Genomic DNA, 14,428 nt, shown 5'->3' with positions numbered 1-14,428 from the left:
GGGCGACCGGGCGCAGGGCGGCGGCGCGTGCTGCGGCGTCCTCGCGCTCGCGTCGCTGCTGGTCGACGTGGTCCTGACGGGCGCGCTCGACGTCGGCGCTGGTCTGGCGGGCGGCCGCCAGGGAGGTGATGAGGGAGTCGCGCTCGGCGGCTGCCGCGGTCAGCGCAGCGGCGGCGTCGTCCTCGGCCTGCTCGGCGGCGGCCAGCGCGTCCGTCGCGGACGCCTTGGCGGCCTTGGCGTCGTCGGCTGCCTGCGTGGCGCGTGTGGCCAGCGTGGTGGCGACCAGCTGCGTCGCGCGGTACTCCTGGACGGCCTCGTCGGCCTTGCCGCTGATGCGGTCCAGCGCGGTGGTCCGGCGGGCGACGTCCTGGAACCCGTCGGAGGAGAGCAGCGCCTGCAGGAGGTCGGTGGAGCCGCCGGAGCGGGCGACCTCGCGGGCGATCGCCACGAGCTGACGGCGGGCGTCCTCGGCGGCGGCTGCGGCGTCGGTCGAGCGGGCCAGGGCGTCGGCGGAGGCCTGCTCGGCGGCGTCGGCGTCGACGACCGCCCGGTTGTAGGCCTCGCCTGCCTGCAGCACCGCGAGCTCGGCAGCCTCGGTCTGCGCGCTCAGCTGGGCGAGGCGGATCTCCATCGAGGCGACGGAGCGCTCCGCAGACCGCACCGCGCCCTGCGCGTCCTTGACGTCCTGCGCGGAGGGCGGGGTCGGGTCGGCCAGGGCGCTGGAGGCGCCGGCGGCGAGCAGCGCGACGACGAGCGCGCCCGCGAGCGCGGCACGGCGGTGCGTCGGTCGAGCGCTCACCTGCGGGGTCCTCCAGCTGTGTCGTTCACGGGTCGATCTCGCAAGGACGCTACCTGCGCAAACCTCAGAAGAGAACATCTGTCACATCAGTCCCACGAGTCACACGGATGTGCTTTGGGACGAACCGGACGGGATCGCGATCGGATCACCCGTTCGCCTCACATGGGCACCGGCAGGACCAGGGACGCGCGCCCAGATGCTGAGACGGTTGTTCCAGTCAGCGGACGTCCCCACCTACTGTCAGCACATGACCTGCCGAATGTGTCGCTGACCCAGCGCACGCTCGGCTGTGCCCGCGGGCAGGTCGCCGTCCACGACGGCCCCTGAGAAACCCCGCCCGAGCCATGGCTCGACCCGTGCGCCACACCTCCCTCCGCGGGACGGATGTCGGCTGCCCGAGGCCCTCCGCGGATCCTGCCCACCACACGATCCATCGACGATCCATCGACAACGGAGCGCAGCACCATGAGCAACGAGAGCTGGAACTTCGAGACCCGCCAGATCCACGCGGGCCAGGAGGCCGACCCGACGACGGGCGCCCGAGCACTGCCGATCTACCAGACGACGTCGTTCGTCTTCCCCGACGCCCAGACGGCCGCGAACCGGTTCGCCCTCGCGGAGCTGGGCCCCATCTACACGCGGATCGGGAACCCCACGCAGGAGGTCGTCGAGAACCGGATCGCCAACCTCGAGGGCGGCGTCGGCGCGCTGCTCGTGTCTTCCGGCCAGGCCGCCGAGACCCTCGCGATCCTCAACATCGCCGAGGCCGGTGACCACGTCGTCGCCAGCCCGTCCCTGTACGGCGGCACGTACAACCTCCTGCACTACACGCTCCCGAAGCTGGGCATCGAGACGACGTTCGTCACGGACCCGCACGACGCGCAGGCGTGGAAGGACGCGGTCCGCCCGAACACCAAGCTGTTCTTCGCGGAGACCATCCCCAACCCGAAGGCCGACATCCTCGACATCGAGCTGGTCGCCGGGGTGGCGCACGAGGTCGGCGTCCCGCTGATCGTGGACAACACGGTCGCGACGCCGTACCTGATCAACCCGCTGCAGTGGGGCGCGGACATCGTCGTGCACTCGGCCACCAAGTACCTGGGCGGCCACGGCTCGGCCATCGGCGGCGTCATCGTCGACGGCGGCTCGTTCGACTTCGCCCAGCACCCCGAGCGGTTCCCCAACTACAACACCCCCGACCCGTCCTACAACGGCCTGGTGTTCGCGCGGGACCTCGGCGTCGGCGGCGCGTTCGGCGTCAACCTCGCGTTCATCCTCAAGGCCCGCGTGCAGCTGCTGCGGGACCTCGGCTCGTCGATCTCGCCGTTCAACGCCTTCCTCATCGCGCAGGGCATCGAGACCCTGTCCCTGCGGATCGAGCGGCACGTGCAGAACGCGGAGAAGGTGGCCGCGTGGCTGGAGGCGCGCGACGACGTGCTCCGCGTGCACTACGCCGGCCTCGAGTCGAGCCCGTGGCACGCGGCCCAGCTGAAGTACTCGCCGCGCGGCGCCGGCGCGGTGCTCGCGTTCGAGCTGGAGGGTGGCACCGAGGCCGGTCAGGCATTCGTGTCCGCGCTGGAGCTGCACTCCAACGTGGCGAACATCGGCGACGTCCGCTCGCTCGTCATCCACCCGGCGTCGACCACGCACAGCCAGCTGACTCCACAGGAGCAGGCCCTGTCCGGCGTGACGCCGGGACTGGTCCGCCTGTCGGTCGGCATCGAGCACATCGATGACATCCTGGCGGACCTGGATGCGGGCTTCCGCGCAGCGAAGGGTGCCTGACCGATCATGAGCAGCACGCCGCCGACGCCGTCGGGGTCCCGGACGGGCTCCGACGTGTCGGTGGCGCGCCCGGCACGACCGCGCACCCTCGGGTCCCGCGCGGCACCCCCGGACCGCCCGCTGGTGCCGGCGAGCGCAGCCTGGCGCGACGGCGACCCCGTGGGGCGCCGGCAGTTCGCCGACCTGGGCCCGCTCAAGCTCGAGTCCGGCGGGCGGCTGCCGGCCGTCCGGCTCGCGTACGAGACCTGGGGCGAGCTGAACGAGGAGGGCACCAACGCGGTGCTCGTGCTGCACGCGCTCACCGGCGACTCGCACGTGACCGGCGAGGCGGGCGACGGGCACCCGACGCCCGGCTGGTGGTCGTCGATGGTGGGTCCGGGCGCGCCGATCGACACCGACCGCTGGTTCGTCGTCGCGCCCAACGTCCTGGGCGGGTGCCAGGGGTCGACGGGCCCGGCCTCACCGGCCCCCGACGGCCGGCCCTGGGGCAGCCGGTTCCCGCTCCTGACCGTCCGCGACCAGGCGGCCGCCGAGATCCGGCTGAGCGACCTGCTCGGCATCGACTCGTGGGCGCTGGTCATCGGCGCCTCCCTGGGCGGCCTGCGGGTGCTGGAGTGGGCGGCGAGCGCGCCGGAGCGGGTCGAGGCGGTCGCCGCCATCGCGACCGCGGCGCAGACGTCGGGGGACCAGATCGCGGGGTTCCACACCCAGCTGGCCGCGATCCGCGCGGACCCGCGCTACCGCGACGGCGACTACTACGACGCCCCCGACGGTGAGGGCCCGCACGTGGGACTCGGTCTGGCCCGCCAGATCGCGCACCAGACCTACCGCAGCCCGCTCGAGCTGGACACGCGGTTCGGCCGCATCCCGCAGGGCGGGGAGGAGCCGCTGGAAGGCGGCCGGTTCGCGGTGCAGTCCTACCTGGACCACCACGGGGACAAGCTCAGCCGCCGGTTCGACGCCAACACCTACGTGGTGCTCACGCGCACGATGATCACGCACGACCTGGGCCGCGACCGGGGTGGCGTCACCGAGGCGCTCGCGTCGATCACGGCCAGGGCGCTCGTGATCGCGGTCGACTCCGACCGCCTGTTCCCGCCCGCGCAGTCCGAGCGGATCGCGGCGGGGATCCGGGGCGCCTCGCTGCACACGATCCACTCCGACTACGGCCACGACGGCTTCCTCATCGAGGAGGACCTGGTGGGCGCCTCCGTGCACGAGTTCCTCGAGCAGGGCGCGCGGCGGCCGTAGCCGGCTCAGCTCCCGCCCGCGCTGGCCGCCTCGTCGGCGTCGGCCACCAGGTGCCGCGACAGCGCGGCGAGCAGCAGCACCGTCGGGCCGGGCAGCCGCTCCGTGCCGACGGTCAGGTCGAGGTGCCGGCGCAGGAACCCGCGCGGCTGGACCTCGAGCAGGACCGCCCCCGCCGGGTCGACCCAGCGGAACCTCGTGGTCATCAGGCCCGCCGACTCCCAGCGGACGGCACGCCCGTCGACCACGCCGGACCGTCTGCTGCCCCAGCCCGCCCGGCCGACCTCGGCCACGGTCTGACCGGTCACGCCGTCGCGCACCGCGATCGCCCCCCGCCAGTCCCGCGCGAGGACCCACGGCGTCCCGGCGCTGGTCACCTCGTCGGTGCGCCGCTGCGCGCCCGGCGCGACCCGTGCCGCGCGTCCCTGCGGTGCGACGACCTCGATGGTGCTCCGCCGCGAGGCGGCCGGGGTCGTCTCGAGCGTGGAGCCCGGATACCCGAGGGCGTCCCAGGGCACGAAGTCGACAGGTTCGGTCACCCGGCCATCCTGGCGGAACCGTCGGGTGCGACGAGGTGATTTCCGGACCCGGTACGGGCGACCGATCCCGGGGAGGGGCACGATGGTCGCCATGCCCTCCGCAGAGCTCGCCGACGCCCGCACCGCCCTGCACGCCCAGTGGGACCGGCTGCGGTCCTGGGTGGGCGAGGTGGTCGACGACGACGTCGCAGACGACCCGTCGGTGCTGGAGGGCTGGACCGTCGCGGAGCTGGTCGCGCACGTGGGCAGGGCGATGGACGCGCTCGCCGTGTGCGCGCCGGTGCCGGACGGCACGGTGCCGCTGTCGCTCGGCGAGTACGTCGGCACGTACCGGGACCGGGCCGCGGACATCGCCGAGACGACCCGGAAGCTGGCCGTCGAGATCGCCGGCGACCCGCTGGCCGCGGTCGACGCCCGCGCGCGGGCCGCGTTCGCTCGGCTCGACGAGCTGGGTCCCGACGACCACGTGGTGCAGGCCCGCCGCGGCCCGGTGCTGCTGAGCACCATGGCCGTCTCGCGCGTGCTCGAGCTGGTGGTGCACGCCGACGACCTCGCGCGGTCGGTGTCGCGCGGCCCGGACCCGGTGAACCCCGGCGCCCTGCAGCTGGTGGCGGACGCGCTGCTCGACATCGTCGTCGCGCGCGGCGGCTGGAGCCTGGAGGTGGCCGACGCCCGCACGTGGGTCCGCCTCGCCGCGGGACGCCAGGAGTACGACGTCGACCAGCTGGCCGTGGCCCTGCACGCGCGCTACACCTCCGACGCGGTGCCGGACCTCGGTCGGATGCTGCCGCTGCTCTAGCCGATACGTTGGGCCGGTGATCGCCGCCTACGCCGCCCGGTTCTCGTCCGACGACCCCCTGAGCGGCCTGGAGGTGGGCGACCGGCCGGCCCCGCAGGCGCGGGAGAACTGGTCGGTGGTGGACGTGCGCGCCGCCGCGCTGAACCACCACGACGTGTGGACGCTGCGCGGCGTCGGCATCCGGGCCGAGCAGCTGCCGATGATCCTGGGCACCGACGCCGCCGGGGTCACGTCCGACGGGCGCGAGGTGGTGGTCCACGGCGTGATCGGTGGTACCAGCGGGCACGGAGTGGGCGCCGACGAGCCGCGCAGCCTGCTGTCCGAGCGCTACCCCGGCACGCTCGCGGAGCAGGTCGCCGTGCCCACGTGGAACCTGGTCGACAAGCCGGCCGCCCTGTCGTTCGTGGAGGCCGCGTGCCTGCCGACCGCGTGGCTCACCGCGTACCGGATGCTCTTCCGCTCGGGCGGCGCGACCCCCGGCCAGCGCGTCCTGGTGCAGGGGGCGGGCGGCGGGCTGGCCAGCGCGGCGATCCTGCTGGGTGCGGCGGCCGGCCTGGAGATGGTCGTCACCAGCCGGTCGGAGGAGCGCCGCGCCCGGGCGCTGTCGCTCGGCGCCGCGTCCGCGGTGGAGCCCGGTGCACGGGTGCCGCGGGTCGACGTGGTGCTCGAGAGCGTCGGGAAGGCCACGTGGTCGCACTCGGTCCGCTCGGTGCGGCCGGGCGGCACGATCGTCGTCGCGGGCGCCACCAGCGGCGACGCCGAGCCCGCCGAGCTCACGCGGATCTTCTTCCAGGAGATCACGGTCGCCGGGGCCACCATGGGCACGCGCGACGACCTGCAGCACCTGCTCGCGTTCCTGGCCCGGACCGGGGTGCGCCCGCTGGTGGACTCGACGTTCCCCCTGTCCGACGCGCGGGACGCCGTCCGACGCCTGGTGGACGGGAGCCAGTTCGGGAAGATCGTCCTCGAGCCATGAGCCCGGGCGGCGAGTGGGCCGAGGACGTCCTCGGCCCCGACTTCCAGGTCCGCACGCTCGCACTGCGGCCCGACGACGAGGGCGACGTGGTCGCCAGCCTGGTCCGGTACGCGCCGCCGACGCCGGAGCCGCTGCGCCCGTCCCGGGCGATCCTCTACCTGCACGGCTGGTCCGACTACTTCTTCCAGACCGGGCTGGCTGAGTACTGGCACGCCCGCGGGGCCGCGTTCTACGCCCTGGACCTGCGCAAGTACGGCCGCAGCCTGCGCCCCGGGCAGACCCCCGGGTACGTGGCCGACCTCGAGACGTACGACGAGGAGCTCGAGGCGTCGCTCGCCGTGATCACCGGCGACCTGGGTGCACGCGCCCGCGTCATGGTGATGGGGCACTCCACCGGCGGGCTCGTCGCGGCACTGTGGGCCGACCGCCACCCCGGCGAGCTCAGCGGGCTGGTGCTCAACAGCCCGTGGCTGGAGCTGCAGGGGTCCTCGGTGCTGCGGCACCTCAGCGCCCCGGCGGTCGCGCGCGTGGCCCGGTTCCAGCCGAAGGCGCCGCTGCCCAACATCGACCCCGGCTACTACGCCCGCACGCTGAGCAGCGCGAGCGGCGGCGAGTGGACCTACGACGCCACCTGGCGGCCGACGCCCTCGTTCCCGGTCCGCGCCGGGTGGCTGCAGGCGATCATGGCCGGGCACGCCCGGGTGGCCCGCGGTCTGTCCCTGGAGCTGCCGATCCTCGCGCTCGTGTCCAGCCGCACCGTCATCAGCCCGCGGTGGAGCGAGGACATGCGCCACGCCGACGTGGTCCTGGACGTGGAGCTGGTGGTCCGCCGCGCCGTCCAGCTGGGCACCCACGTGACCGTGGTCCGGATCCGGGACGGGGTGCACGACCTCGCCCTGTCCCCGAGGCCGGTGCGCGCGCGGTACTACGCGGAGATCGACCGCTGGACCTCCGCGTACGGGTGGGACTGACGGAGCGCTACGGGCGCAGGATGCCCGTGGCCTCGGCGAGCGTCGGACCGGCCTCGCCCAGCCGCCAGGTGCGCCAGCCGTCGACCGGGTTCTCCGCCGACACCGCGGCCGACGCCGCGTCGTCGGGCTCGGCGAACACCTCGCCCGTCGGCAGCTCGATGAGGCCGTCGGTGCGCAGGATCGCGACCAGCCGCTGACCCCGGCGCGCGCGGATCCAGACCAGCGTGGTGATCGCGCGGCGGCTCTTGGCCAGCGTCGCCAGCTCGGGGAGGGCCTGCAGGTGCCCGTCCGGCCGGGGCTCCGGGACGGGCGCGATGTCCTGCGTCGGCGCGGGCGGGATCGGCGTCGTCGGCGGGGTGGGCGGGGCCGGCGGCATCGGCGTCGTCGGGGGGGCCACCGGGAAGGTCGAGGAGATGACGGGCAGGAACGGCCTGGGGCCGGCGGGCTCGCGCAGGGGTGCGCGGGGGGCGGCCTGGTCGGCCGCCGAGCGCAGGCCGACCACGGGGGTCAGGGTGGTCGGCGCCTCGTGGATCGTCGTCGTGCGGGGCTTGTCCGCCGCCCGGGTCGGAGCGGGCAGCGGGCTCGGGCGCGGTGTGGGCTCGGCGAAGGGCGCGCGCAGCGGTGTGGGGGCCGGCGGGGCGGGCGTCGCCGGCGGCGGGGTGACGGCACGCAGCTCCCCGGTGGCCGGGGTGCGGACGGGGCCGACGGGGGCGATCGGGGGCTCGTACGGAGCGCCCGCGGTGAACCCCTCGCTCGAGCGGACGAGGCGCAGCGCGGTCGGCTCGACGGAGCGGCGGGCACCCTCGTGGGTGGCCAGCGGGGAGACGTCGAGCAGCCGACGGTCGTCGACGCCCCGCACCACACCGACCTGCAGGACGTCCACGTGGCGGCCGGGGCCGCGCAGGAAGCCGAGCGTGTCCCCCGCCTCGGCGGCGACCTCCGAGCAGAGCAGCACCAGGCGCACGCCCTCGCGCCGGCTGGACTGGGCGCCGAACGCGGCCTGCTCGCGGAACGCCGCGAAGTCGACCGCGAAGCGGCTGGGGTCCGGGTGGTACGCGCGGGCGAGGTCGGTGGTGGTCATCCGGCCGGCCGCGCCGGCGTGCCGCAGGGCGGAGATGACGGCGTCGTCGTCGACCACCTGGACCGCGTCGATGACGACCGCGCGGCCGGTGGGGTCGAGGGCGAGCAGCTCGGGCAGGTCGGCGTGGTCGGGCGAGCCGCTGCGGGAACGGACCGCGAAGAGCGGCTCGCCGGCGATCGCGGCCAGGTGGTGCGTGAGGAGCGCGGCGCACTCCTGGGCGAAGGATCCGGTCAGGGGCTGCATCGGCTGGACGAGGCGCGGCCGACCCTCGTCGAGCTCGAAGATGGGCATCTGTCCCGGCCTTCCTGGGCACGCCGCCGCCCGCGGCACGTTCCCGTTGTGCGCCTGCGCACCCCGACCGGCGCGCTTGCGCCCTCACTGTCCCACAGCACGCTGAGCGCGTCAGCCCGTCCGCCGGACGGTGCTGGACGAGATCGGTCACAGGCTGTCGAGCGCCGCCTCCACGCGGGCCACCTTGGCCGTGAGCTGGTCGTCGTGGCCGGGCCGGATGTCCGCCTTGAGCACCAGGCTGACGCGGTTGCCGTGCCGGCCGACGGCCTCCGTCGCGCGCTTGACCACGTCCATCACCTCGTCCCACTCGCCCTCGAGGGTGGTGAACATGGCGTCGGTGCGGTTGGGCAGCCCGGACTCGCGGACGATGCGCACGGCATCGGCGACGGCGGCGGTGACGGACTCGCCCGCACCGAGCGGGGCGACGGAGAAGGCGACGAGCATGCGGCCAGCCTAGGGGCGCGTCGACGCCGGCAGGTGTGCCGCGAGCAGCTCCGCCAGGTGCACGCCCTGCACGTCGGCCAGCTGGTCGGCCTGCGTGCGGCACGAGTAGCCGTCGGCCAGGTAGACGTCCCCCGGGGCCGCGGCGCGCAAGGCCGGCAGCAGGGCGTTCTCCGCGACCGCGACCGACACCTCGTAGTGCCCCTTCTCCATGCCGAAGTTGCCCGCCAGCCCGCAGCAGCCCGCGAGCGCCGAGAACTGCGCACCCGCCTCGGTGAGCAGGCGGCGGTCGGCCGTGAAGGTCATCACCGAGTGGTGGTGGCAGTGCGGCTGCACCACGGCGGTCACACCCGACAGGTCAGGGACGCGCCAGCGATCGCCCGGCCCGATCGGCGCGGGAGCGGTGAGCAGCTCGGCGAGCGTGCGCGTCTCGCGGGCGACCGCCACGGCGCGCGGGTCGTCGGGCAGCAGGTCCAGCAGGTCGGACCGCAGGACCGCGGTGCACGACGGCTCCAGCCCCACGATCGGGATGCCGTTGACCGCAAACGGACCGAGCACCCCGAGCAGGTGGGTCAGACGCGTGCGCGCGCCGTCCAGCTGGCCGGTGGTGATCCAGGTCAGACCGCAGCAGGCGCTCTCCTGCGGGACCAGCACCTCGTACCCCGCGTCGGCGAGCACGGCGACCGCCGCCCGCGCCACCGAGGGCGAGAGGGTGTCGGAGAAGGAGTCGGTCCAGAGCACGACCTGCGGCTTGCGTTCGCCGCTGCCGCCCGTGCCCTTGCCGGGGCGGCCGCGGAACTGGTCGCGCGCGTGCGCCCGGACGGCGCCCCGGGTCCCCTGCCGGCCGCCGTGGTCGGATCCTGTGAGGGTCACCGATCCCCGGCCCGCGCCGCGCACCCACGCCCGGAACGGCTGCCGCGCGAACGTGACCATCTGCCGTCGGGTGTCCATGCCGCCGCCGGCGAGCACCGCCCGGGCCACCGGACGGACCCCGAGCACCGCGTTGGCCAGCGCCGCGAGCCCCGGGACGCCGGTGACCAGCCGCGCCCAGCGGGGCAGCCAGCCGAGCGCGTAGTGCGTCACCGGGCGCAGCCTCCGGCGGTAGGTGCGGTGCAGCACCTCGGACTTGTACTGCGCCATGTCCACGCCCGCGGGGCAGTCCGACGAGCACGCCTTGCAGGACAGGCACAGGTCGAGCGACTCGTGCACCTCGGGCGACGACCAGCCGCCGCTGACCAGGGTGCCGTTGGCCAGCTCCTGCAGCACGCGCGCACGGCCGCGGGTGGAGTCCTTCTCGTCCTTCGTCGCCAGGTACGACGGGCACATGAACCCGCCGGTCGCGGTGCTGTCGGCCCGGCACTTGCCGACGCCGACGCAGCGGTGCACCGCGGTGGTCAGGTCGCCCGCGTCGTGCGCGAACGAGAACCCGTGCCCGTCGGCCAGCAACGACCGGGCGTGCGGACGGCGCAGGTCCGCGTCGAGCGGGCGGGGGCGGACCAGCACGCCCGGGTTCAGCAGGTCGCGGGGGTCGAGGAGGTCCTTGAAGGCCCCGAACAGCCCGATCGCCTGCTCCGAGTACATGACCGGCAGCAGCTCCGAGCGCGCGCGGCCGTCGCCGTGCTCCCCGGACAGCGAGCCGCCGTGGCTGGCCACCAGGGTCGCGGCGTCGGTCATGAACGCGCGCAGCGGGTTGCCCGAGCGCTCCAGCGGGATGTCGAGACGCAGGTGCACGCAGCCGTCGCCGAAGTGCCCGTAGGCCAGCCCGTCGACGCCGTGCGACGCCATGAGCGCCTCCAGCTCGCGCAGGTACGCGCCGAGCCGCGCGGGTGGCACCGCCGAGTCCTCGAACCCCGGCCACGCCTGCGCGCCGGACGGCGTGCGGCCGCCCAGGCCGGCACCGTCCTCGCGGATCCGCCACATCGCCGCGGCCTCGGGACCGGGCGGGAACAGCGCGACCTCGACCGTGCCGGCGGAGGCCGCGAGCGCGTGCGCGCGGTCCAGGGCCTCCTCCAGCGTGTCCCCGCCGACCTCGACCATCAGCCAGCCGCCTCCGGTGGGCAGCGGCGGCACGGCGGCGGCTCCGCGGACCCGGCGCACCACGTCCACCAGCCGGGAGTCCATGCCCTCGATGGCCAACGGTGCGTGCGCGAGCAGCGCGGGGACGGCGTCGGCCGCCGTCGGCATGTCCGGGTAGCCGAGCACCACCAGCACGGGGGCCGCCGCGACGGGCACCAGCCGGAGCGTCGCCCCGAGCAGGGTGGTCACGGTCCCCTCGGTCCCGACCAGCGCCTTGGCCAGGTCGGTGCCCTTCTCGGGCAGCAGGTGCTCGAGGGAGTAGCCGGAGACCTGCCGGCCGAACCGGCCCAGCTCGGTGCGCAGGACGTCGAGGTGGGAACGGACCAGGGCGTCGAGACCCGGGACGACGTCCAGGGCGCCGACGCCCGAGCGCGCCTCGAACCGCCGGCCGGTGCCGTCCACCACGTCGAGGGCCAGCACGTTGTCGGCGGTGCGCCCGTACGCGACCGCACGGGGGCCGCAGGCGTTGTTGCCGATCATCCCGCCGAGCGTCGCGCGCGCCTGCGTCGAGGGGTCCGGACCGAACCGCAGCCCGTGCGGCGCCGCGGCCTTCTGCAGGGCGGCCATCACCACACCCGGCTCGACACGGGCGGTCTGCGCGGCCGGGTCGATCTCGAGGATCCGGTTGACGTGCCGCGAGAAGTCGAGGACGACTGCCGTGCCGACCGCGTTGCCGGCCACCGACGTGCCTCCCCCGCGAGCCGTCAGCGGCACCCCGAGGGACCGCGTGACCTCGAGGGCGGCCAGCACGTCGTCGGTGTCCTGCGGGAACGCGACGACCTGCGGGACCACCCGGTAGTTGGACGCGTCGGTGGAGTACTCGGCGCGCCGGCGCGTGGTGTCGTCGACGCGCCCGCGCAGCGCGGACCGCAGCGCCTGCACGACGTCGGCGCCACTCACGTCCTCTGCCACGGTCTCGGTCACGGCCACCACGCGGGCAGTCTCCCACCGGCGCACCCGTGCCCCGCACACGTCACCGAGGGATGGAACCCCACAGCGTCCGAGCAGAGGTGGGCCAGAGGCGACATCTGCTCGGACGCAGCGGAGTCCTCACGTGCGACGTCCGAGCAGATGCAGGTCAGGGGCTCCATCTGCTCGGACGTTGCGGGTGGTGGAGGGGTCAGGCCAGGGAGGCGTCCAGGGTGATCTCGGTGCCCGTGAGGGCCTTGCTGACCGGGCAGGTGGCCTTCGCGTTCTCGGCGGCGGCGCGGAAGCCGTCGGCGTCGAGACCCTCGACCTCCCCACGGACCGTCAGGGCGATGCCCGAGATGCGGAAGCCACCGGCCGGGTCCGGGCGCAGCGTGACGTCGGCGCTGACCTCCAGGGCGACGGGCGTGCCACCGGCCTCGGCGATCACGGCGGACAGCTGCATGGCGAAGCAGGAGGAGTGCGCGGCGGCGATGAGCTCCTCGGGGCTGGTGGTCCCTCCGGCCTCCTCGGCGGCGCGCTTGGGGAAGGAGACGTCGAAGGTCGCGGCGCCGGAGCTGGTGAGCTCGACCTGGCCGGAGCCCTCCATCAGCGTGCCGTTCCAGGCGGTGCGTGACGTGCGCGTGGGCATGGGTGCTCCTCGGGATGGGGTCACGACCTGGACGGCCGCACCGCCCACGCTAGGCAGCCGCGGCGCTCAGCGCGCGCGTTCGAGGTGAGCCGTGACGATCTGCGACGGCGCGCCGGCCTGCCGCAGCGCCCATGCGGCGCGGGCGTGCAGGGCGCGGCGCGTCTCGGGGTCCAGGCCGTTGTACAGCGCCCCGCGCACCAGGTCGTGGCCGAACACCAGGCGGTCGCCGCGCGCGCGGACGACGCCGGCGGCCAGCCCGTGCCGCAGCGTGCGCCAGCAGTCCGCGACCGGTTCGCCCACCACCGAGGCCAGGTCGGCGATGACGAAGGACATGCCGAGGACCGACGCCTGACCGAGCAGGGCCAGCACCTCGGGACCCAGGTACTCGACGCGCTGCCGGACCACCTCGTCGAGCGGGGTCAGCCAGAGCGCACCGGCCGTGTCGAGCACGCCGTCGCCCGACACGAGGGCGCCGGTGTCGCGCGCCGTCCGGACCACGTCCACCACCAGGCGCGGGTTGCCGCCGGTCGTGGCCAGCGTGCCGCGCAAGGAGGGCCCGACGGGGCCGCCCACCAGGCTCTCGGCCAGCTCGACCGTGGCGCGCGGGCTGAGCGGCCGCAGCTCGAGGTACCGCGCACCGGCGCGCGTCCACGCGGCGACCACCTCCGCGAGCTCCGGCCGGTACGGGACGGGACGCATGGTGAGCACGACGAGCGCCCGCGGCACCGCGCCCTCGTGCGCCAGCTGCAGCAGGACCTCGAGCGAGGGGGCGTCGGCCTCGTGCACGTCCTCGAGCACCAGGGCCCACGGCCGCGTGTCCCCGTGCCGGCGCAGGAGGGCGGCGAACAGCTCGGCCGCCCGCTCATACCGCGCCACGGAGCGGACCGGGTCGGCGTCCATCGCGTCGAGCAGGTCCGCGAGCTCGGACTCGACCGGCCCCCGTCCCGACGAGGCCCCGGGCGACCGGACCAGCAGCGCGTCCGACAGGAGGGCGAACGGCGATGCCCCGCACCCGGACGCCTGCGCGGTGCGCAGCTCGATGTCGAGCAGCCGGGCCGAGCCCCGCAGGGCGTCGACGAGGCTCGTCTTGCCGACGCCGGCCTCGCCCTCGAGGAGCACCGTGACGCCGACCCCGTCGACGGCCGTCGACAGCAGGTCGTCGAGGTCGTCGAGCTCGGCGGCACGGCCCACCAGAGGCCAGGTCCGCCCCGGCTCGGCCGAGGTGCTCATGCGCCCGATCGTAGGGCCGCGGCGCCCGGTTCCGGGCGTTCCGTCCGCCCGGACGGGTCAGCCGGTGTACTCCCAGTGCCACGCCTCGGGCTTGCTGCCGCCGCGCTGGGCCCACGACGGGTGCGTCCAGCTGAGATCCGGCGCGTGGGACTGCATCCACTTGAACTGCCGCGTCCCGAAGCTCTCGATGCCGCCGCCGAAGTCGATCGCCACGCCGCTGCCGTGGTTCGACGTGCCGGGCGTCGCGCACAGGTAACCCTTGGTCCGCTTGCACATGACCTGGCCTGCGTACGAGCGGTAGGAGTCGCTGACCTTCATGTCCGTGCCGAAGTGCGCCTTGTAGGCGGCGTTCAGGACGTCCAGCTGCTCCGCGGCGTCGCAGCGCAGGCGCACGGAGGAGTCGAAGCTGACCTCGCACAGCGCGGAGTCGGGGATCTTGCCGTTGGCGTACCCGAGCAGCGACTTCTTCCACGCGACCCGCTGGGCGGCCTGCTCCGCGGCGGCCTGGGCAGCGGCCTCGGCGGCTGCGGCGGCGTCGGCGGCGGCCTGCGCTGCGGCTGCGTCGGCGGCCTTCTTCGCCTCGGCGGTCTCCTGCACGGTGAGGGCGAGCGTGGCGACCTCGGCGACCGCCGCG

At 75.0% G+C, this 14,428-nt stretch carries 12 protein-coding genes and 1 pseudogene; 5 read left to right on the top strand and 8 right to left on the bottom strand.

What is annotated here, in order from left to right; genetic code table 11:
- Nucleotides 1-799 (bottom strand): annotated as a pseudogene (locus RYN42_RS16500) (glycoside hydrolase); the annotation flags it as partial.
- A gap of 384 nt (nucleotides 800-1,183) precedes the next feature.
- Here RYN42_RS16500 and RYN42_RS16495 point away from each other — a divergent pair.
- Nucleotides 1,184-2,584 carry a bifunctional o-acetylhomoserine/o-acetylserine sulfhydrylase gene (locus tag RYN42_RS16495; protein WP_399552516.1) on the top strand — a complete coding sequence of 467 codons (1,401 nt, stop codon included), beginning with the start codon at nucleotides 1,184-1,186 and terminating at the stop codon, nucleotides 2,582-2,584.
- A 6-nt stretch (nucleotides 2,585-2,590) separates the two neighbouring features.
- Nucleotides 2,591-3,835 carry a homoserine O-acetyltransferase gene (locus RYN42_RS16490; protein ID WP_315097896.1) on the top strand — a complete coding sequence of 415 codons (1,245 nt, stop codon included), beginning with the start codon at nucleotides 2,591-2,593 and terminating at the stop codon, nucleotides 3,833-3,835.
- A gap of 5 nt (nucleotides 3,836-3,840) precedes the next feature.
- On the opposite strand, the gene RYN42_RS16485 is transcribed toward RYN42_RS16490, so the two are convergent.
- The gene (locus RYN42_RS16485) at nucleotides 3,841-4,371 is read right to left on the bottom strand and encodes a hypothetical protein (protein WP_315097895.1); all 531 of its coding nucleotides are present in this window, start codon (nucleotides 4,369-4,371) and stop codon (nucleotides 3,841-3,843) included.
- A 91-nt stretch (nucleotides 4,372-4,462) separates the two neighbouring features.
- Here RYN42_RS16485 and RYN42_RS16480 point away from each other — a divergent pair, with 91 nt between their 5' ends.
- The 3 genes from RYN42_RS16480 to RYN42_RS16470 are packed head-to-tail and all read left to right on the top strand — an operon-like array spanning nucleotide 4,463 to nucleotide 7,117.
- Nucleotides 4,463-5,170 (top strand): maleylpyruvate isomerase N-terminal domain-containing protein, encoded by a 708-nt coding sequence (locus tag RYN42_RS16480; protein WP_315097894.1) that lies wholly within the window; start codon nucleotides 4,463-4,465, stop codon nucleotides 5,168-5,170.
- Between the two features lie 16 nt (nucleotides 5,171-5,186).
- Nucleotides 5,187-6,146 carry a zinc-binding dehydrogenase gene (locus RYN42_RS16475; RefSeq protein ID WP_315097893.1) on the top strand — a complete coding sequence of 320 codons (960 nt, stop codon included), beginning with the start codon at nucleotides 5,187-5,189 and terminating at the stop codon, nucleotides 6,144-6,146.
- Complete coding sequence (locus tag RYN42_RS16470) at nucleotides 6,143-7,117, top strand: alpha/beta hydrolase (RefSeq protein ID WP_315097892.1); 975 nt, start codon at nucleotides 6,143-6,145, stop codon at nucleotides 7,115-7,117. The genes RYN42_RS16475 and RYN42_RS16470 overlap by 4 nt, the downstream gene beginning before the upstream one ends.
- A gap of 7 nt (nucleotides 7,118-7,124) precedes the next feature.
- On the opposite strand, the gene RYN42_RS16465 is transcribed toward RYN42_RS16470, so the two are convergent.
- From RYN42_RS16465 to RYN42_RS16440, 6 genes are all read right to left on the bottom strand, one after another.
- Nucleotides 7,125-8,489 (bottom strand): hypothetical protein, encoded by a 1,365-nt coding sequence (locus RYN42_RS16465; protein ID WP_315097891.1) that lies wholly within the window; start codon nucleotides 8,487-8,489, stop codon nucleotides 7,125-7,127.
- Nucleotides 8,490-8,636: 147 nt separating this feature from the next.
- Nucleotides 8,637-8,933, bottom strand: coding sequence for an MTH1187 family thiamine-binding protein (locus RYN42_RS16460; RefSeq protein ID WP_315097890.1), 297 nt, complete (start codon nucleotides 8,931-8,933; stop codon nucleotides 8,637-8,639).
- A gap of 9 nt (nucleotides 8,934-8,942) precedes the next feature.
- Entirely contained in the window at nucleotides 8,943-11,939 is a 2,997-nt protein-coding gene (locus RYN42_RS16455) for an FAD-binding and (Fe-S)-binding domain-containing protein (RefSeq protein WP_399552515.1), read from the bottom strand.
- Between the two features lie 187 nt (nucleotides 11,940-12,126).
- On the bottom strand, nucleotides 12,127-12,564 hold the full coding sequence (locus RYN42_RS16450; protein WP_315097889.1) for an OsmC family peroxiredoxin: 438 nt from the start codon (nucleotides 12,562-12,564) through the stop codon (nucleotides 12,127-12,129).
- 66 nt (nucleotides 12,565-12,630) lie between these two features.
- Nucleotides 12,631-13,794 (bottom strand): AAA family ATPase, encoded by a 1,164-nt coding sequence (locus RYN42_RS16445; protein WP_315097888.1) that lies wholly within the window; start codon nucleotides 13,792-13,794, stop codon nucleotides 12,631-12,633.
- A 57-nt stretch (nucleotides 13,795-13,851) separates the two neighbouring features.
- Nucleotides 13,852-14,428 (bottom strand): M15 family metallopeptidase (locus tag RYN42_RS16440; protein WP_315097887.1); only part of this gene is annotated, 577 nt, incomplete at its 5' end.

The sequence above is a fragment of the uncultured Cellulomonas sp. genome, from assembly GCF_963527515.1.
GTDB lineage: Bacteria > Actinomycetota > Actinomycetes > Actinomycetales > Cellulomonadaceae > Cellulomonas.
Note: the sequence above shows the minus strand (reverse complement) of the source record. Positions and strands in the feature narration are given on the sequence as shown.

Coding starts and splice junctions, on each gene's coding strand:
- RYN42_RS16495 (WP_399552516.1), top strand. CDS start 1,184: ATGTCGGCTGCCCGAGGCCCTCCGCGGATCCTGCCCACCACACGATCC.
- RYN42_RS16445 (WP_315097888.1), bottom strand. CDS start 13,794: ATGAGCACCTCGGCCGAGCCGGGGCGGACCTGGCCTCTGGTGGGCCGT.
- RYN42_RS16450 (WP_315097889.1), bottom strand. CDS start 12,564: ATGCCCACGCGCACGTCACGCACCGCCTGGAACGGCACGCTGATGGAG.
- RYN42_RS16480 (WP_315097894.1), top strand. CDS start 4,463: ATGCCCTCCGCAGAGCTCGCCGACGCCCGCACCGCCCTGCACGCCCAG.
- RYN42_RS16465 (WP_315097891.1), bottom strand. CDS start 8,489: ATGCCCATCTTCGAGCTCGACGAGGGTCGGCCGCGCCTCGTCCAGCCG.
- RYN42_RS16490 (WP_315097896.1), top strand. CDS start 2,591: ATGAGCAGCACGCCGCCGACGCCGTCGGGGTCCCGGACGGGCTCCGAC.
- RYN42_RS16470 (WP_315097892.1), top strand. CDS start 6,143: ATGAGCCCGGGCGGCGAGTGGGCCGAGGACGTCCTCGGCCCCGACTTC.
- RYN42_RS16460 (WP_315097890.1), bottom strand. CDS start 8,933: ATGCTCGTCGCCTTCTCCGTCGCCCCGCTCGGTGCGGGCGAGTCCGTC.